The organism is Thiohalorhabdus sp. (assembly GCF_046545655.1).
GTDB lineage: Bacteria > Pseudomonadota > Gammaproteobacteria > Thiohalorhabdales > Thiohalorhabdaceae > Thiohalorhabdus.
The window spans coordinates 20,613-38,149 of sequence record NZ_JBKGZG010000010.1; the positions used below are offsets into that span (position 1 = coordinate 20,613).

17 protein-coding genes are annotated in these 17,537 nt (G+C 70.6%); 3 read left to right on the top strand and 14 right to left on the bottom strand.

The window, feature by feature from the left end:
- Positions 1-135: 135 nt before the first annotated feature.
- The 3 genes from ACLFRB_RS03805 (at position 136) to ACLFRB_RS03815 (ending at position 4,414) form a co-directional block, all read left to right on the top strand.
- Positions 136-3,030: a valine--tRNA ligase gene (locus ACLFRB_RS03805; protein ID WP_411067707.1), complete on the top strand. Its 2,895-nt coding sequence runs from the start codon at positions 136-138 to the stop codon at positions 3,028-3,030.
- Between the two features lie 175 nt (positions 3,031-3,205).
- Positions 3,206-4,063 carry a carboxylating nicotinate-nucleotide diphosphorylase gene (nadC, locus tag ACLFRB_RS03810; RefSeq protein WP_411067674.1) on the top strand — a complete coding sequence of 286 codons (858 nt, stop codon included), beginning with the start codon at positions 3,206-3,208 and terminating at the stop codon, positions 4,061-4,063.
- Between the two features lie 129 nt (positions 4,064-4,192).
- The gene (locus ACLFRB_RS03815; protein ID WP_411067675.1) at positions 4,193-4,414 is read left to right on the top strand and encodes a lipopolysaccharide assembly protein LapA domain-containing protein; all 222 of its coding nucleotides are present in this window, start codon (positions 4,193-4,195) and stop codon (positions 4,412-4,414) included.
- Here ACLFRB_RS03815 and ACLFRB_RS03820 read toward each other — a convergent pair whose 3' ends face one another.
- The 14 genes from ACLFRB_RS03820 to ACLFRB_RS03885 all read right to left on the bottom strand — a co-directional run bounded on the left by ACLFRB_RS03820 (position 4,415) and on the right by ACLFRB_RS03885 (position 17,487).
- A complete protein-coding gene (locus ACLFRB_RS03820) occupies positions 4,415-4,792 on the bottom strand; it encodes a hypothetical protein (protein WP_411067676.1) in 378 nt (125 codons plus the stop codon). It lies immediately after the preceding gene.
- A gap of 81 nt (positions 4,793-4,873) precedes the next feature.
- The gene (locus ACLFRB_RS03825; protein ID WP_411067677.1) at positions 4,874-5,440 is read right to left on the bottom strand and encodes a hypothetical protein; all 567 of its coding nucleotides are present in this window, start codon (positions 5,438-5,440) and stop codon (positions 4,874-4,876) included.
- A gap of 45 nt (positions 5,441-5,485) precedes the next feature.
- The gene (locus ACLFRB_RS03830) at positions 5,486-6,799 is read right to left on the bottom strand and encodes a glycerate kinase (RefSeq protein WP_411067678.1); all 1,314 of its coding nucleotides are present in this window, start codon (positions 6,797-6,799) and stop codon (positions 5,486-5,488) included.
- Between the two features lie 57 nt (positions 6,800-6,856).
- Entirely contained in the window at positions 6,857-8,044 is a 1,188-nt protein-coding gene (locus tag ACLFRB_RS03835; RefSeq protein ID WP_411067679.1) for an O-succinylhomoserine sulfhydrylase, read from the bottom strand.
- The gene (purF, locus tag ACLFRB_RS03840) at positions 8,041-9,465 is read right to left on the bottom strand and encodes an amidophosphoribosyltransferase (RefSeq protein ID WP_411067708.1); all 1,425 of its coding nucleotides are present in this window, start codon (positions 9,463-9,465) and stop codon (positions 8,041-8,043) included. The genes ACLFRB_RS03835 and purF overlap by 4 nt, the downstream gene beginning before the upstream one ends.
- 4 nt (positions 9,466-9,469) lie before the next feature.
- Positions 9,470-10,069: a CvpA family protein gene (locus ACLFRB_RS03845; RefSeq protein WP_411067680.1), complete on the bottom strand. Its 600-nt coding sequence runs from the start codon at positions 10,067-10,069 to the stop codon at positions 9,470-9,472.
- Positions 10,070-10,111: 42 nt separating this feature from the next.
- Positions 10,112-10,948, bottom strand: coding sequence for an SPOR domain-containing protein (locus tag ACLFRB_RS03850; protein ID WP_411067681.1), 837 nt, complete (start codon positions 10,946-10,948; stop codon positions 10,112-10,114).
- Between the two features lie 26 nt (positions 10,949-10,974).
- Positions 10,975-12,255, bottom strand: coding sequence for a bifunctional folylpolyglutamate synthase/dihydrofolate synthase (locus ACLFRB_RS03855; RefSeq protein ID WP_411067682.1), 1,281 nt, complete (start codon positions 12,253-12,255; stop codon positions 10,975-10,977).
- Between the two features lie 19 nt (positions 12,256-12,274).
- Positions 12,275-13,138, bottom strand: coding sequence for an acetyl-CoA carboxylase, carboxyltransferase subunit beta (accD, locus tag ACLFRB_RS03860; RefSeq protein WP_411067683.1), 864 nt, complete (start codon positions 13,136-13,138; stop codon positions 12,275-12,277).
- A gap of 133 nt (positions 13,139-13,271) precedes the next feature.
- The gene (gene trpA, locus ACLFRB_RS03865) at positions 13,272-14,099 is read right to left on the bottom strand and encodes a tryptophan synthase subunit alpha (protein ID WP_411067684.1); all 828 of its coding nucleotides are present in this window, start codon (positions 14,097-14,099) and stop codon (positions 13,272-13,274) included.
- A complete protein-coding gene (gene trpB / locus ACLFRB_RS03870; RefSeq protein ID WP_411067685.1) occupies positions 14,096-15,295 on the bottom strand; it encodes a tryptophan synthase subunit beta in 1,200 nt (399 codons plus the stop codon). The genes trpA and trpB overlap by 4 nt, the downstream gene beginning before the upstream one ends.
- On the bottom strand, positions 15,279-15,905 hold the full coding sequence (locus ACLFRB_RS03875) for a phosphoribosylanthranilate isomerase (RefSeq protein WP_411067686.1): 627 nt from the start codon (positions 15,903-15,905) through the stop codon (positions 15,279-15,281). Before ACLFRB_RS03875 ends, trpB begins: the two co-directional genes overlap by 17 nt.
- A 9-nt stretch (positions 15,906-15,914) precedes the next feature.
- The gene (gene truA, locus ACLFRB_RS03880) at positions 15,915-16,718 is read right to left on the bottom strand and encodes a tRNA pseudouridine(38-40) synthase TruA (protein ID WP_411067687.1); all 804 of its coding nucleotides are present in this window, start codon (positions 16,716-16,718) and stop codon (positions 15,915-15,917) included.
- 19 nt (positions 16,719-16,737) lie between these two features.
- A complete protein-coding gene (locus ACLFRB_RS03885; RefSeq protein WP_411067688.1) occupies positions 16,738-17,487 on the bottom strand; it encodes a hypothetical protein in 750 nt (249 codons plus the stop codon).
- Positions 17,488-17,537: the final 50 nt, after the last annotated feature.

Genomic DNA, 17,537 nt, shown 5'->3' on the forward strand with positions numbered 1-17,537 from the left:
CCCTCGATCCGCCGGATCGGGGGCTTTTTGGTTTCTCCGTCCGGATCCGGGGCCCTCTCCCCGACCCGGACCGCAACCCGCATTCAATGGCGTGGGCGCCCCGACGAGGATTCCATGACGCAGCAACCCGATTCCCTGCCCAAGACCTACGACCCCAAGGAGGTGGAGACCCGGTGGTACACCCACTGGGAGGAAAGCGGTTACTTCAGTCCCGACCTGGAGGCCGAAGCGCCGTCCTTCGCCATCATGATCCCGCCGCCCAACGTCACGGGCACGCTGCACATGGGGCACGCCTTCCAGGACACCCTCATGGACGCCCTGACCCGCTACCACCGCATGCGCGGCCACCGCACTCTGTGGCAGCCGGGCTCCGACCACGCCGGCATCGCCACCCAAATGGTGGTGGAGCGCCAGCTGGAGCAGGAGGGGCAGACCCGCCACGACCTGGGGCGGCAGGCCTTCGTGGAGCGGGTCTGGGAGTGGAAGGAGACCTCCGGCAACGTCATTACCCAACAGCTGCGTCGTATGGGCGCCAGCTGCGACTGGTCCCGCGAGCGCTTCACCATGGACGCCGGCCTGTCGCGGGCGGTGAACGAGGTCTTCGTGCGGCTGTTCCACGAGGGGCTCATCTACCGCGGCCAGCGTCTGGTGAACTGGGACCCCGTGCTGCACACCGCCATCTCCGACCTGGAGGTGGAGTCCGAGGAGGAAGCCGGCCACCTCTGGCATTTCCGCTACCCGCTCAGTGACGGCTCCGGCCACGTTACCGTGGCCACCACCCGCCCGGAGACCATGCTCGGCGACCAGGCGGTGGCGGTGCACCCGGAGGACGAGCGCTACACCAATCTCATCGGCAAGACCATCCGTCTGCCCCTGGCGGAGCGCGAGATCCCGGTGATCGCCGATGAGTACGTGGACCCCGAGTTCGGCAGCGGCTGCGTCAAGATCACCCCGGCCCACGATTTCAACGACTACGAGATGGGCCGCCGCCACGACCTGCCCATGCTCAATATCCTCACCGAGGACGCCCGCATCAACGACAACGCCCCGGAGGCCTATCGCGGTCTGGATCGCTACGCGGCCCGGGAGCGGGTGGTGGCGGATCTGGAGGCGCAGGGCCTGTTGGAGGCGGTGGAGGACCACAACCTCATGGTGCCCCGCGGCGACCGCTCCGGCACGGTCATCGAGCCCTTCCTCACCGACCAGTGGTTCGTGAAGGTGGGCCCGCTCGCCAAGCCCGCCATCGAGGCGGTGGAGAACGGTGCCATCCGCTTCGTGCCGGAGAACTGGGCCAAGACCTACTACGAGTGGATGTACAACCTGGAGGACTGGTGCATCTCCCGCCAGATCTGGTGGGGCCACCGGGTACCGGTGTGGTACTGCGCCGAGTGCGACGGCGACCACCTCATGCTCCACGGGCTGGGCGACCTCGGCCAGGGCGGCACGCCCAACGACCTCAAGGCCCACGGGGTGCTGCTTGAGGAGGCCATCAACCAGGCGGAGCACATCCACGTGGGCTCCGGTGCCACCCCCATCGTCCCCGGGGAAGGGGGGCAACAGCCGGCGCAGTGCCCGCACTGCGGCAGTACCCACCTGATCCAGGACCCCGACGTGCTGGACACCTGGTTCTCCTCGGCGCTGTGGCCCTTCTCCACCCTGGGCTGGCCGGAGAAGACCAAGGAGCTGGAAACCTTCTACCCCACCTCGGTGCTGGTCACCGGCTTCGACATCATCTTCTTTTGGGTGGCCCGCATGATCATGATGGGCCTGAAGTTCATGGATGACGTACCCTTCGAGGAGGTCTACGTGCACGGCCTGGTGCGCGACTCCGAGGGCAACAAGATGAGCAAGTCCAAGGGCAACGTCCTCGATCCCCTGGACCTCATCGACGGCATCGACCTGGAGGCGCTGGTGGAGAAGCGCACCAGCGCCATGATGCAGCCGGCCAAGGCCAAGGCCATCGAGAAGATGACCCGCAAGGAGTTCCCCGAGGGCATCCCCGCCTTCGGCGCCGATGCCCTGCGCTTCACCTTCGCCTCGCTGGCCACCATGGGCCGGGACATCAAGTTCGACCTGGGCCGCATCGAGGGCTACCGCAACTTCTGCACCAAGCTCTGGAACGCCGCCCGCTTCAACCTGATGAACGTCACCGAGCCGCCCGCGGAGGACACCGCGCCAGGCTGGGCGGACCGCTGGATCGTCTCCCGCCTGCAGCGCACGGAGGCGGAGGTGGCCGAGGCCATGGCCGCCTACCGCTTCAACGACGCCGCCCATACGGTCTACGACTTCATCTGGCACAGCTACTGCGACTGGTATCTGGAGCTGGTGAAGCCCGCCCTGAACGGTGACGACGCCGCTGCGGCGGAGAGCGCCCGGCGCACCATGATCCGCGTCCTGGAAGCGAGCCTGCGCCTGCTGCACCCCTTCATGCCGTTCATCACCGAGGAGATCTGGCAGAAGGTGGCGCCCCTGGCCGGCAAGGCGGGCGCCACCATCATGCGCCAGCCCTACCCCGAGGCGGACGAAGGCCGCATGGACTCCGACGCCGAGGCCGAATTCGAGTGGCTGGAGGCCTTCGTCGGTGCGGTGCGCTCCATCCGCGGCGAGATGAACATCAACCCCAACCAGGCCATTCCCCTGCTGCTGCGCGGCGGCGGCGAGCGCGACCGCCAGCGGGTGGAGGCGCATCGCGCCCTCATCGACGCCCTGGCCCGGCCCGAGTCCGTGGAGTGGGTGCCGGAGGGCACGGAGCCGCCCCAGTCCGCCACCGGCCTGGCCGGCGACCTCCAGGTGCTCGTCCCGCTGGAGGGCCTGATCGACGTGGAGGCGGAGATCCAGCGTCTGGACAAGGAGCTGGAGAAGGTGGGCGGCGACCTGGAGCGCAGCCGCAAGAAGCTGGACAACCCCAGCTTCAAGGACAAGGCCCCGGCGGACGTGGTGGCCAAGGAGCAGGAGAAGCTGGCGGAATTCGAGGATCGCCAGCAGCAGCTCCAGGATCAGCGCGACCGGCTGGCGTCCCTAAAGGGATAGGGGGAGACCAGCCCCCCGCTCCGAATCCCCAATAATGGAACACGGAGGTCGCGGAGGGCACGGAGAAACCAACGGCCCACCACCTGCCCCACGATTTACCCGGGCTGCATGGCAGCCGTTCCCCCGTGTACTCCGTGACCTCCGTGGTTTCCAACCCTAGAAGGAGCCTTCTTCCATGCACACCGTGCCCCTTCCTCCCGCGGTAGTGCAGGACGCCGTGGCCCGTGCCCTCGCGGAGGACCTCGGGCCCGGCGACCTCAGCCTCGCCGCCGTCCCGGTGGACCGGGACGTGGAGGCCACCATTGTCGCCCGCGAGGAAGGCATCCTGTGCGGACGCCCCTTCGTGGAGGAGGCCTTCGCCCAGCTGGACGGCCGGGTGGCCATCCGCTGGCAGGTGGAGGAAGGCACGCACCTGGCGGCGGACGGTACGGTGGCCACCCTGCGCGGACCGGCCGGGCCGCTGCTGAGCGGGGAGCGCACGGCCCTGAACTTCCTCCAGGCCCTGTCCGGAACCGCCACCGCCACCGCGGAGATGGTGGATGCGGTGGCCGGCACCGCGGTGCGGATCCTGGATACCCGCAAGACTTTGCCCGGCCTGCGCAGCGCCCAGAAGTACGCCGTGCGCGTGGGCGGCGGCCACAACCACCGCCACGGGCTGTTCGACGGCGTGCTGCTCAAGGAGAACCACCTGGCCTGGGCCGGCGGGGTGGAGCCGGCAGTCCGGGCCGCCCGGGAGGCGACACCGCACACGGTGGGCATCCAGGTGGAGGTGGAGAGCCTGGAGGAATTCCGCGCCGCCCTGGCGGCCGGGGCGGATGCGGTGCTGCTGGACAACTTCTCCCTGGCGGACCTGCGCACCGCTGTGGCCGGGAACCGCGGCGGCTGCTTCCTGGAGGCCAGCGGCAACATCGACCTGGCCAACGTCCGCGAGGTGGCGGAGACCGGCGTTCACGCCATCAGCTCCGGTGCCCTGACCCGGGATCTGGCCAGCCTCGACCTGTCCATGCGCTTCGGCGACCAGACCAGCGGATAGCGGATCCTTGGCCGCCTCTTGCCGGCCCCGGCCCCGCAATGCTTCCATACTCGGCAACCCCCCGGGATCGCCGGGGGCCGGATGCGGATACCCGTTCAGCGGATCCCCCGACCCAAGCCGAGGCGCGCGATGCACTACAAGCTACTACTGGCCATTATCCTCCTGGTGCTGGTGCTGATCTTCGTGCTACAGAACACCACCATCGTCGACATCAACTTCATGGTCTGGGAATTCACCCTGTCCCGCGGGCTGCTGGTGCTCATAGTCCTTCTGGTGGGGGTTGCCATCGGCTGGCTCGGCCGGGCCCAGCTCGCCCACCGCGGCCGCAAGCAGAAGCGGATCTGGAGCTAGCTAACGGCCCATGGCCTCGCGGCGGTTGGCCACCAACAGGGCCTCCGGGACCCGGCTCTTGATGGCCGCGGCCACCTCCAGGCACATGCCCGGGGCGGGACGGAGCGAGACCCAGAGGAGGTTCAGGCGGAGGTTCAGGTCGGCGAAGACCACCAGGGGCCGGTAGGCGGCGAAGACGGCTTCGATCTCGGCGACCGTAGCACGCAGATCTGACTCGGGGCGGTCGCGCAGCCCCGGGATGAGCATCATGAAATCGGCCAAGGGCCGGCCTTCGGGGTCGCGCGAGGGAACCCGCTTCCAGAGGGGGGCGGAGGGCTGGGCCAGAAAGGCGCCCCCCGCCTCCGGGGGAGGGCGCCGGCCCCCAGGATCGAGCTTCATGGCTTCACGCTACCAACTCCCCGGCGCCGGACCAAGGCCGGGAAAGCCCCGGGCCCAGAGCCTAGTCCTCCTCCCGAGAGCCTAGTCCTCCTCCGATTCGGACTCTTCCTGGCTAGCCAGGGCCTTGCGCGCCTCCTTCATGAGCTTCTCCTGGACCCTTTGCGAAAGGTCCCGGCGGGAGCCTACCTCACGCAGCCCCTTCTCCAGATCGGCCACAGCCAATGCCTGCCAGGTGCCGCTTTCCTCACGATGCCGCCGGGCAATGTGGGATGCATTGATGGCGACATCCCCGGCCCTCTTCAGCAGGGCCTCCACCTCCGAGGACTCCAGTCCTCCGTCCTTTTCCTCCTCGGCCAGGGCCTCCTCGAGGGGTTCCTGGAGTTGGTCCAGCCGTTCCGCCATGCGGCTGGCCAGATCATCACGCGCCTTGCTATCGGCGCCGCTCCGCCCGGAAAGCGGACTGCCCTCCTCCTCCGAACGCCCGAAGCCCAGGACCGCCCAGGGGTCCTTGTTGGCCTCACTCACGATCCCGCGCCAGTTGTCCGGAAGACTGTCGGGGGCCGGCTGGGCCCGGAAGTCGGTCCCGCCACACCCCGCCAACAGCCCGGCCAACAACAGCCCGATGATCCACCGTCCGGTACGCGCCATGTTCCTCTCCTTTGGGGCAATCCGCGTTTCAGCCATCCTGGCGCCCTAGTTTGCCGAACTGTCCGACAGTGTCCAGGGCTCGGAAGACACCAGAGCCAGACAGAGGTCCATCACGTTGGTCCCTGTCGGTCCCGTCACGATGCGGTCCCCCAGGGCCTTCAGCAGGGGGCCGCTGTCGTGGACGGCTAGCGCCCGGGGAACGGACCACCCCGCAGCCTGGGTCCGGTGCCAAGTGGTCCCGTCCACCCAGCCTCCCGCGGCGTCGGTGGGCCCGTCGGTGCCGTCCGTGCCCCCGCACAGGACCCCGACCCCCGAGACCCCCGCCAGGTCCTCCGCCATGGCCAGGGCCATCTCCTGGTTGCGGCCCCCCTCGCCCGCGTTGGGTCCCAGGGCCACCGTGGTCTCCCCGCCCCACAACAGGGCCACGGGGGGCGGGGCCGGAGAACCGGTGCCGGCCGCCTCCAGGGCCACCGCCGCCACCGCCCGGGCCACCTCCCGGGCCTCGCCCTGGAGACGGCCGGTCAGGATCAGGGTCCCGTAGCCCCGATCCCGCAGCACCCTCGCCGCGGCTTCCAGGGCCTGACGGTTGCTTCCCACCACCACATTACGACTGTTGGGCAGCCCCTCCGGCGTCTCGGGCCGATGCCCGGCCCGACCCGCTTCCAGGTGGGAACGGAGGGAGTCCGGTATGCCCGCGAGACCGTCCAGGGCGGCCAGAGCCTCGCCGAAGGTGGTGGGGTCGGGGGCGGCGGGTCCGGAGCCGATAACGGCGGGCTCGTCACCGATCACATCGGACAGGAGGAGGGCGGTGACCCGCGCGGGCGCGGCGGCCCGGGCCAGCTGCCCCCCTTTGAGCAGGGAGCAGTGCTTGCGCACGGCGTTGATGGCCTGGATGGGGAGGCCCGCTCCCACCAGGGCCTCGTTGGCGACGTACCAGTCTTCCGGCGAAATGCCCTCCGGAAGGGCATCGACGAGGGAGGAGGCCCCTCCGGATACCAGGAGGAGCAGCTCGTCCTCCGCACCCAGGCCCTCTACGCGCTCCAAGACCGCCGCGCCCGCCGCCAGGGACCGGTCGTCGGGGCGGGGATGACCCGCCTCATGGAGGCGAATACCTGCCGGGCAGTCCGTGCCGTGGCCGTCCTTGGTAACCGCCAGCACCTCCCCGGGAGCCACCGGACGCGCAGCCAGGGCCCCGGACACCATGGGGCAGGCGGCCTTGCCGGCGGCGATCACCACCAGACGGCCGGTCGGGCGGGCCGCCTCCGGATGCGCCCGGAGCCATTCGACAACCCGGGACTCCGGCCCGGCGGCCGCCAGGCCGGCCCGGAAGGCCGCTTCCGCGTCTTCCCGCAGGGTCATCGCCTTCCCTCCACCGAGGTCGGCCCGTGTGTCTTCCCGAGGACAGTTACAAAACGGCTACAGTCCGGCCCGGGAAAGGGCCTGCTCCAGATCCGCCCGCAGGTCCACCGCGTTCTCCAGGCCCACGGAGATCCGCACCAGGCCTTCGGTGACACCGCCGGCCTGGCGCTCGGCCTCGGAGACCCGGGCGTGGGTGGTGCTGGCGGGGTGGGTGACGGTGGTCTTGGTGTCGCCGAGGTTGGCGGTGATGGAGGGGATCTTCAGGGCGTTGATGAAGCGGAAGGCGCCCTCGCGCCCGCCAGGCAGGTCAAAGGCCAGCAGGCCGCCAAAGCGGTCCTGCTGGCGTTTGGCCAGCTCGTGGCCGGGGTGGTTGGACAGCCCCGGAAAGCGGACCCGCTCGGCACCCAGGCGCTCGGCGAGGTAAGCGGCCACTTGCTCGGCGTTGTCGCAGTGGCGCTCCATGCGCAGCGACAGGGTCTCCAGACCCTTGAGGAAGACCCAGGCATTGAAGGGGCTCATGGTAATGCCGGCGGTGCGGAGGATGGGGAACACCTTGTCCCCGGCCAGCGCCTCGGGCCCCACCACCGCCCCGCCCACGCAACGGCCCTGACCGTCCAGGTACTTGGTGGCCGAGTGGATCACCAGATCCGCACCCAGCGCCAGGGGGCGCTGCAGGGCGGGGGTGCAGAAGCAGTTGTCCACCACCAGCCATGCACCCGCCTGGTGGGCGCGCCTGGCCAGGTCGGCGATGTCCGCCACCGCCATGCCCGGGTTGGAGGGAGTTTCCAGGAAGAACATGCGGGTGTGCTCGGTGACCGCCGCCGACCAGGCCTCCCCGTCTGCGGGGTCGACGAAGGTGGTGGTCACGCCGAAGCGGGAGAAGATGTTGTTGAGCAGGCCGGTGGTGGAGCCGAACAGGCTGTTGGAGGCCACCACGTGGTCGCCGGCATTCAGCAGCCCCATGAGGGTGGCGGTGATGGCTCCCATCCCCGAGGCGAAGGCGACGCCCCGTTCGCCGCCCTCCAGGCTGGCCAACCGCTCCTCGAAGGCACGCACCGTGGGGTTGGTGAAACGGGAGTAGATGTTGCCGGGACTCTCGCCGGCGAAGCGGGCGGCGGCCTCCTCGGCACTGTCGAAGACGAAGCTGGAGGTGGGGAACAGAGCCTCGCTGTGCTCCTTCTCCCCAGTGCGGTGGATGCCCGCGCGGATGCCGCGGGTCTCGAAATGGGCGTCCTCCTCGCTCATCCCGCCTCCTCCCGCAGCAGGCTCATCTGCTGGGCCTTCCCCTCGGGGGCCACCGGGTAGTCGTCGGAGAAGCAGGCGTCGCAGTAGCCCGGAGCGCGGCCGCCCATCCCACGGTAGAGCCCATCCAGGCTCAGGTAGGCCAGGGTCTCGCAGCCCAGGCTGGCGCGGATCTGCTCCTGGCTATGGGTGGCGGCGATGAGCTGGTCGCGGTCGGGGGTGTCGATGCCGTAGTGGCAGGGGCCGATGGTAGGCGGGGCGCTGATGCGCATGTGCACCTCCCTCGCCCCGGCGGCCTTCACCATGCCCACGATCTTGGCGCTGGTGGTGCCCCGGACGATGGAGTCGTCCACCAGGATCACCCGTTTGCCCTTCAGGACATCGCGCACGGCGTTGAGCTTCACCTTTACGCCGAAATGCCGGATGGCCTGCTTGGGCTCGATGAAGGTACGGCCCACGTAGTGGTTCCGGATCAGGCCCAGCTCCAGCGGCAGGCCCGATTCCTCGGCGTAGCCCATGGCGGCGGCCACCCCGGAGTCGGGCACCGGCACCACGACGTCCGCTTCCACCGGGTGCTCGCGCGCCAGCTCGCGGCCGATGGCCTTGCGGGCGTTGTAGACGTTGATGCCGTCGAGGGTGCTGTCGGGGCGGGCGAAGTACATGTACTCGAACACGCACATGCGCCGTGGCTGGGGCTCGAAGGGGAAGAGCGAGCGGACGCCGTCCCGGGTGATCACCACCATCTCCCCGGGCTCGATGTCGCGGATCAGCTCGGCGCCGATGAGGTCCAGGGCGCAGGTCTCGGAGGCGAGGACGTAGGCGCCGTCGATCTCGCCGAGGACCAGGGGGCGAAAGCCCAGAGGATCCCGGGCCCCAACCAGCCGGGATTCGGTCAGGGCCACCAGGGTGTAGGCGCCGCGCACCTCGCGCAGGGCGTTGGCGAGCCGCTCCTCCACGCTGGTCCCCAGGGCCCGGGCCACCAGATGGATGATCACCTCGGTGTCCATCTCGGTCTGGAAGATGGAGCCCTGGCGCTCCAGGTCCTGACGGAGCTGGGCGGCGTTCACCAGGTTGCCGTTGTGGGCCATGCCCAGGCCGCCGTGCTGGTAATCGATCACCAGGGGCTGGGCGTTGCGCTCCACGGAGGCCCCGGAGGTGGAATAGCGCACGTGGCCGATGGCGTGACGCCCCTTGAGGCGGTCCATGTCCTCGGCGCCGAAGACGTCCGCCACCCGGCCCATGCCGCGGTGGGTGTGGAACAGGGTGCCGTCGCAGGAGGTGACGCCGGCGGCCTCCTGGCCCCGGTGCTGCAGGGCGTAGAGCCCCAGGTAGGTGAGGTTGGCCGCCTCTTCGTGGCCGAAGACCCCGCAGACGCCGCACTCGTGGTGGAAGGCGTCGTCGTCGATGGTCACCGCGTGGTTCATGTAGTCACTCACCGCTTTCCAGACTGTTTTCGATTACGCGTTCCAGGCCTTCCCGGTCCAGGGCGTCCTTCCCCGCGTCCCGGGCCCGCTCCTGGAGGTCTTCCAGGGGCAACATGCTGGCATCGAAGTAGGCCCCGTACTCCGCCGGAAGGAGGCGGTGCAGGAAATTGGCCACCGGGTCCAGCCCCGGGCGCAAGTAGGCCTGCTCATACACAGGCGATTCCCCCAGCGGCGTCCCCCGCACCACTAGGACCACAACCCCCACCACCACGACTCCCCGCAGCAGCCCGAAAAACAGACCCAGACTCCGGTCGGTGGGCTTGAGACCCGCGGAGTGCACCAGCCGGTAGGCAAAAACCCCCACCAGGGAAGCCGCCAGCAGGGTGAGGAAGAATAGCAGCAGGAACGCGGCGACGGCACGCACCTGGGGATCGGCGATGGTCTCCCCCAGGGCCCGGGCCAGAGGAGAGCCCAAGCGGGCCGCCACCATCACCGCCAGTACCCAGGCGGCCAGGGAGAACACCTCCTTAACGAACCCGCGCCACAGGCTGATGGCCGCGGAGCCCCCGATGATCACCAGCCAGAGAACGTCCAGGAGCGTCACGGGAAGGCGGTCCTTTGCTCGGCGGTTCCGGTGGGCGGTGGATTACGAGGAAGCCGAGCCTTCTTCGACTTCAATGACGAGGAGATCCTCGAAGCCCGCATCCTGCAGGGGCGACACCAGATCCTGGGCGTCTTCGCGGGTCTCCCCCCTGCCAACGACCACGCGGTGCCACCGCTGCCCATCCACCTTCGTGGTTACCACGGACACCTCATACCCCTCTTCGCGGAGGCGGTCGCGGAGCCCGCTTGCATTGCCCGAATCCTGGAAGGAGCCCACCATGACTCCCCAGAAGGGGGCATCCAGGCCCCCGGGGGCCTGCTCCCCGTCCTCCCCGTCCTCCCCGTCCTCCCCACCCTCCTGGGCGTCGGTCTCCTGCGCCGCCCGTTGGTCCGTTGGCTCAGGCTCCGACGGTTCCTTACGGTCGGTGGATTCGGCCTCCCCCTCGTCGGAGGCTTCCGCTTGGCCCCGGTCGCCCTCGGAGCCCTCGTTCGCCGAGTCCGGTAGAACCCGCTCCAGGGTGGCAGCAGGCGAGTCGTTGGAGGAGGGCTCGTCCCCCTCCTCAGCCGCCCGCCACCATTTCTCCTGGCCGTCGTCCCCCTCGCCAGCGTCCCCGCCCTCTTCCTCTCCCAGGGGATGGGTTACCGCGTCTCCCCCAGACGGGTCAGACTCCCCGTTGGTGCCGGGCGCGTCCCCCCCTTCGGAATCGGCCTCTCCCGGCTGGATTTCCACGACGCGGGCCTCGTTCGGCTGCTCCCCGCCAAACCAGAGGGGCAGGACCACCACGGCCACCACCAGGGCGACCACCAGGCCGCCGACGAACTTATAGAAGCGGGATCCTCTCCCGCCCTCTTCCGAACCCCGTCCATGACCCGCGCTCATTGCAGCGACCCTTCCTCCGGGGGCGGCTACCGCCCATCCCGGTCGAACCCATTCTCTAACGCCTCCAGGGCGGCAGCCACCATCAGAAAGCTGCCGAAGACCACGATCCGGTCCCGGTCCGGCCGCGCATCCCCACTTGCCGCCTCCAGGGCGAAGGCGGTATCCGGGAACGGCCCCCGGCATTCCATGGTTGATACCGGCGGGGTTCGGGCCAGCTCCTCTCCCGCCATGCCTCGGTTCCCGGGCATATCGCAAGGGTACCACCGGTCGGTAACCGCGGCCATGGACTCCGCCACGGCAGAGACGTCCTTGTCCTGCATGGCGCCGAACACTGCCAGAGTGCGTCCGGAAACCGGGGACGCCCGCAACAGATCGGCAAGGCCCCTCGCGGCCGCGGGGTTGTGCGCGACGTCCAGCCAGACGGGAACGGGGCCCGGCACCAACTGCCCCCGGCCCGGGAGGGCCACCCGCGACAGGGCCGCCCGCCAATGGGCCTCGCCGAGGCAGAAAGGCTCGGGAAGGCGGAGGCCGGCGGCCACGGCGGTGGCGGCATTGCGGAGCTGATACGCCCCGGCCAGGCGCGGCTCGGGGAGCGGGCCCAGGGTGCCCCCGGGCCCGACCCACCGCCACTCCCCTTTCTCTCCGGGCGCGGCAGCGAAGTCCCGGCCCTGGAACCAGAGAACGTCACCGGCAGCTGCCAGCAGGGAAGACGGGGGCCGGGCATCCCCGCAGACCGCCGGGACACCGGGACGGAAGATCCCCGCCTTTTCGGCGCCGATGGCTTCCCGGTTCGTTCCGAGAAAGGCCTGATGATCGAGATCGATGGAGGTCACCACGCTGAGGAGGGGATCCCAGAGGTTGACCGCATCCAGACGCCCGCCCAGCCCCACCTCCAGCACGGCCACGTCCACAACCTCGCGGAAGGCGGTCATGGCCACCAGGGTGGTGAATTCGAAATAGGTGAGCGGGGTATCGCCGCGCGCCGCCTCCACCGCCTCGAAGGCCGGGAGGAGCGTGGCATCGCTGGCGGGCCGGCCCCCGATGCGGATGCGCTCGTTGAAGCGGAACAGATGGGGCGAAGTGTAGGCGCCCACGCGGTGCCCGGCTGCCTGGAGGGCGGCCTCCAGGAAGGCCACCACCGACCCCTTGCCGTTGGTTCCCCCCACCAGCACCACCGGCACCGGCGCCGGCAGCAGACCCAGCCGCCCCGCCACCGCACTGACCCGATCGAGGCCGAGGGCGATGTCGGCGGGATGCCCCGCCTCGATCCGCTTCAGCCAGGCCCGCAGTTCCGGGGATTCCGCCACCGTCGGGGCGCTTCCGGCCTCAGCCGGTGGCGGGGAGGTGGCCGAGGGTGGCCAGGAGGTCGGCGATGGCCTCCCGCATCTCGCGGCGATCGACGATGAAGTCCACCGCGCCGTGCTCCTGGAGGAACTCCGCCTCCTGGAAGCCTTCGGGCAGGGTCTCCTGCACGGTCTGCTGGATCACCCGGGGACCGGCGAAGCCGATCAGGGCCTTGGGCTCGGCCACGATCACGTCGCCGAGCATGGCCAAACTGGCGGACACGCCGCCCATGGTGGGATCGGTGAGCACGGAGACGTAGGGCAGGCCCGCGTCGTCCAGCTTGGCCAGGGCAGCGGAGGTCTTGCTCATCTGCATGAGGGAGTAGAGGCCCTCCTGCATGCGGGCGCCGCCGCTGGCCGAGAAGTTCACCAGCGGCACCCGGTCCTCACGGGCCCGGTCCACCGCCCGCACGAACCGCTCGCCCACCACCGAGCCCATGGAGCCCCCCATGAACTGGAAGTCGAAGGCGGAGGCCACCACCCCCTGGCCCAGCAGGGTGCCGCGCATGGCCACCAGGGCGTCCTTCTCCCCGGTCTGCTTCTGGGCCTGGGCCAGACGGTCGCGGTACTTCTTGGAGTCCCGGAAGCGCAGGGGATCGTTGGCGGTCAGCCCGGCCCCGATCTCCTCCCGCCCTTCCGGGTCCAGGAAATAGTCCAGTCGCTGGCGGGCGCTAAGGCGGTGGTGGTGGTCGCATTTCGGGCAGACCTGGTAGGCGCGCTCCAGATCCTTGCGGTAGAGGATGGCCTGGCAGTTCGGGCACTTGTCCCACAGGCCCTCCGGCGTGGTCCCCCCCTTGCTCTGCTTTTCCTTGATCTTGGGGGGCATGATCTTCTGAAACCAGCTCATGGTACGACCGTCCTTCCCCTTTGGCGGCCACGGCCCGGGCGCGTGGCGCGCCCGCCGGCTCGGTGGACCGACGATGCTTGTGGTGGGACCTTCCGCGCCGCCCCACCGCTGCCTGGTTCGACGAAGCCCGGGCTCAGTCCGGGGCGGCCCCGTGGCGATCCACCCCGCGACGGAGGTCGGCGACCTGCGCCGCCAGCGCCTCGCGCAGGGCCCCGTCGTCCGAATGTCTGATGTGCGCTTCCACGGTGCGGATGAGTGCGCTGCCCACCACCACCGCATCGGCGGCGCCCGCCACTGCGGCGGCGGAGTCCGCGTCCCGCACGCCGAAGCCCACCGCCACGGGCAGGTCGGTGCGGGCGCGGATGGGCGCCACGTGCTCCTCCACGGAGGCCACGTCCAGGCCCCCGCCCCCGGTCACGCCGGTCATGGAAACGTAGTAGATGAAGCCGCGGGCCAGCTCGACGGTCTTCTCCAGCCGCTCCTCGGCGGTGGTGGGCGCCACCAGCATGATGGGGGCCACCCCAGCTTCCGGCAGGGGCCGCGCCCACTCGGCGGCCTCCTCCGGCGGCATGTCCACGGTGAGCAGGCCGTCCACCCCCGCCTCGGCGGCGCGCTCCGCGAAGCGGGCCGGACCCATGCGCTCCACGGGGTTGGCGTAGCCCATGAGCACCACGGGGGTATCGGGGTCCTCGGCCCGGAAGGCGCGTACCATCTCCAGGACGTCCTCCAGGCTGATGTCATGGGCCAGGGCCCGCTCGGAGGCGCGCTGGATCACCGGGCCGTCCGCCAGGGGGTCGGTGAACGGCACCCCCAGCTCGAGCACGTCCACCCCGGACGCCACCAGAGTATGCAGCAGGGGCACGGTCTGGTCCGGGGCCGGGTCGCCGGCGGTGAGGAAGGTCACCAGCCCCTTGCGGCCCTCCCGCCGCAGCCGGTCGAAGGTGGTATCGATGCGGTTCACGACGACCCTTCCGTTTCCGCCACCGTGTGGATGTCCTTGTCCCCGCGCCCGGAGAGGTTCACCAGCACCGCCTGCTCGGGGCCCATGGTGCGCGCCAGCCGCACCCCGGCGGCCACCGCGTGGCTGGACTCCAGGGCGGGCAGGATGCCCTCGGTGGCGGTGAGCTGCTTGAAGGCGGCCAGCGCCTCCTCGTCGTCCACGGTCTCGTAGGCCACCCGCCCCAGGTCCTTGAGATGGCTGTGCTCGGGACCCACCCCGGGATAGTCGAGCCCCGCGGAGATGGAGTGGGTGGGCAGGATCTGGCCGTGGTCGTCCTGCATGAGGTAGCTGCGCGAGCCGTGCAGGATGCCGGGCACGCCGCCGGTGAGCGGCGCGGCGTGGTGGCCGGTGGCCAGGCCATAGCCGCCCGCCTCCACGCCGACCATGGCCACCTGCTCGTCGTCCAGGAACGGATAGAACAGCCCCATGGCGTTGCTGCCGCCGCCCACGCAGGCCACCAGGACGTCGGGCAGGCGGCCGAGCTGCTCCTGGATCTGCGCCCGCGCCTCGCGGCCGAGCACCGCCTGGAAGTCGCGCACCAGCATGGGATAGGGATGGGGGCCGGCCACCGTGCCGATGACGTAGAAGGTGTCGACCACGTTGGTGACCCAGTCGCGCATGGCCTCGTTCATGGCGTCCTTGAGGGTGCGCGAGCCCGCCTCCACGGCGCGCACCTCCGCCCCCAGCAGGCGCATGCGGTAGACGTTCATGGCCTGGCGGTGCATGTCCTCGGCGCCCATGTAGATCACGCACTCCAGGCCGAGGCGGGCGGCCACGGTGGCGGTGGCCACGCCGTGCTGCCCCGCCCCGGTCTCGGCGATGACGCGCCGCTTGCCCATGTGGCGGGCGAGCAGCCCCTGGCCAATGGTGTTGTTGATCTTGTGCGCGCCGGTGTGGGTGAGGTCCTCGCGCTTGAGGAAGATGCGCGCGCCGCCGGTTTCCCGGGAGAGGCGCTTGGCCTCGTAGACGGGCGTGGGCCGGCCCACGTAGTCGCGCAGCTCGGCGGCCAGCTCGGCCTGGAAGGCCGGATCATCGCGCAGCTCCAGATAGGCGCGCTCCAGCTCCAGGATGGGCGCCATCAGGGTCTCGGAGACGAAGCGCCCCCCGTAGATCCCGAAGTGGCCGCTTTCGTCCGGCAGGTTATCCTCGGTCCGCATTCCGGACTCCTTGCATGAAGGCCTCCACCCGGGCGGCCGACTTGACTCCCGGGCGCTCCTCGACGCCGCTGCTGACATCCACCGCGTACGGGCCCACGGCCCGAACCGCCTCGCCCACGTTGTCCGGATCCAGACCGCCCGCGAGTACCACGCGGGGCGCTAGGTCAGCGGGGATCAGCGACCAGTTGAAGGTGCGTCCGGTGCCGCCGGCCAGCCCCGGGACGAAGGCGTCCAGCAGGAGGCGGTCGGCGCCGTAGCGCGCCGCCGCCGCGGCCACGTCGGTGTCCGAATCCACCCGCACCGCCTTCAGGTAGCGGCGGCCGAAGGCGGCGCAGAAATCCGGTCCCTCGCCGCCGTGGAACTGCAGGAGGTCCAAGGGGCAGGCGGCCAGGGTCCGTTCCACATGCTCGCGCCCGGGGTCCACGAACAGGCCCACAGCGGTGACGAAGGGCGGCAGAGCCGCGCAGATGGCCGCCGCGCCCTCCGGACTCACCGCCCGGGGGCTTTGGGGGTGGAACACCAGCCCGATGGCGTCAGCCCCGGCCGCGGCGGCCAAGCGGGCCTCCTCCGGGCGGGTGATCCCGCAGATTTTGACACGCGTTCGGGCCACGGCGCTCGCTCAAAAGTTCCTCGGGTCGAAGCCGCCCGGCCCGTGAACCGGTGGCGACGGCGCCCCCCACCCGGGGGGGTAGTGTACGGCGGCGAAGTACAGGCCTTCCGGGCGAGCCGTCGGGCCCGCTCGGTCACGACTCCCTCCCGCCAGGACCTCTCCGATCCAGGCCGGATCCCGGCGCCCCCGCCCCACCTCCGCCAGGGAGCCGACCATGATGCGCACCATATTGTACAGGAATGCGTCGGCACGCACCGCCACCTGCACCTCTTCGTCGAGGGCACGGACCGCAATGCGCTGTACCTCGCGCACGGGCTGGGCCGCTTGGCAGCCGGAAGCGCGGAAGGCGGAGAAGTCCCGCCGTCCCTCCAGATGGCGCGCGCCGGCGGCCATGGCCTCGACGTCCAGTGGCCCGCGCACCCAGGTTACCCGGCCGTGCTCCAGGCCCGGCCGGGCGGGCCGCGCCAGCAGCCGGTACAGATAGGTGCGGGCCCTGGCCGTACGTCGGGCGTCGAAACCGGCCGCCACCGGCACCGCCTCCACCACCGCCGCCCCCGGCGGCAGGTGGGCGTTGGCCCCCTGCACCCAGGCATGGGTCGGCCGTTCAACGGGCGGGTCAAAGTGGGCCACCATGCCGAGGCCGTGTACGCCGGAATCGGTGCGTCCAGCGGCGACGGTGCGCACGGGCCCGTCGGCCACCCGGTACAGGGCCGATTCCAGAGCCTCCTGGACGCCGACGGCATTGGCCTGACGCTGCCAGCCGTGGAAGCGGGCTCCGTCGAACTCCAGCAGAAGGGCGATGCGCTGTGGCATTCCGTCTCCCCGTTGGCGGTCAGACCGCCGCCATCAGCAGCGCCCAGGTCCCGGCGGCTGCCATCAGACCCCAGTCGGCACGCCCCGGCACACCGGGGGGCCGGACGCCGCCGGCCCGGCGCAAGTACAGGGCCTCCGCGTTGCGGTCGGCGGCCTCCCGGGCCCGCCGCAGCACCACCCGGGCCGCGGCCGCCTCCTGAGCGAGCCTAGCGGTCAACCCCCGCCCGGAAGGGCGGCGCAGCCGCAGGGCCTGACGAACCGCGCTCGTTTCCCGCCGCACGGGCTCCACCCGCTCCACTGTCCAGGCCAGGAGCCGGCCGAACCGTTCCACCGGCACCCCGAGGTGCCCCAGGGGCCGGAGAGCCCAGGCTACCCCCCCGGCAAGGTCGGGAACCGGGGTAGTCCGGACCAGGGCGGCCACCATGGCCGCCATCAGCCCCACCACCCCCATCAGCCGCGCCCCTTCCACCAAGCCCTCCCGACTGGGAGACCAGACACCCACGGCTGGGAGGAGCGGGACGCCGGGCGCGAACCAGCCGTGCAGGATCAGGATGAAGAGGAAGACCACCCGGAGCCGCCGCAGTAGGCGGAGGAAGGCCCCTCCGGCACCCGGGGAGCGGACCAGGGCCACAGCCACGGGGAGCGTCGTGGCCAGCACCTCGGGCAGCCCCCCGCCAAGGGTCAGCCCAAAGGCCAGCAGGAGCACGGCCAGGACCTTGCCGCCCGCGTGCCGGCTCTCGTCGCCGTTGGCAGTGCCGCGATCATCCACGACGCACTTCTCCCCGCATCCAAATAAGCGGCGCCCCGCCGGAACGGGGC

Excerpts from the sequence above, each read along its gene's own strand:
- accD (WP_411067683.1), bottom strand. The coding sequence starts at position 13,138 with ATGAGCTGGTTTCAGAAGATCATGCCCCCCAAGATCAAGGAAAAGCAG.
- ACLFRB_RS03820 (WP_411067676.1), bottom strand. The coding sequence starts at position 4,792 with ATGAAGCTCGATCCTGGGGGCCGGCGCCCTCCCCCGGAGGCGGGGGGC.
- ACLFRB_RS03825 (WP_411067677.1), bottom strand. The coding sequence starts at position 5,440 with ATGGCGCGTACCGGACGGTGGATCATCGGGCTGTTGTTGGCCGGGCTG.
- nadC (WP_411067674.1), top strand. The coding sequence starts at position 3,206 with ATGCACACCGTGCCCCTTCCTCCCGCGGTAGTGCAGGACGCCGTGGCC.
- ACLFRB_RS03830 (WP_411067678.1), bottom strand. The coding sequence starts at position 6,799 with ATGACCCTGCGGGAAGACGCGGAAGCGGCCTTCCGGGCCGGCCTGGCG.
- purF (WP_411067708.1), bottom strand. The coding sequence starts at position 9,465 with ATGAACCACGCGGTGACCATCGACGACGACGCCTTCCACCACGAGTGC.
- ACLFRB_RS03850 (WP_411067681.1), bottom strand. The coding sequence starts at position 10,948 with ATGAGCGCGGGTCATGGACGGGGTTCGGAAGAGGGCGGGAGAGGATCC.
- trpB (WP_411067685.1), bottom strand. The coding sequence starts at position 15,295 with ATGCGGACCGAGGATAACCTGCCGGACGAAAGCGGCCACTTCGGGATC.
- truA (WP_411067687.1), bottom strand. The coding sequence starts at position 16,718 with ATGCCACAGCGCATCGCCCTTCTGCTGGAGTTCGACGGAGCCCGCTTC.
- ACLFRB_RS03835 (WP_411067679.1), bottom strand. The coding sequence starts at position 8,044 with ATGAGCGAGGAGGACGCCCATTTCGAGACCCGCGGCATCCGCGCGGGC.
- ACLFRB_RS03815 (WP_411067675.1), top strand. The coding sequence starts at position 4,193 with ATGCACTACAAGCTACTACTGGCCATTATCCTCCTGGTGCTGGTGCTG.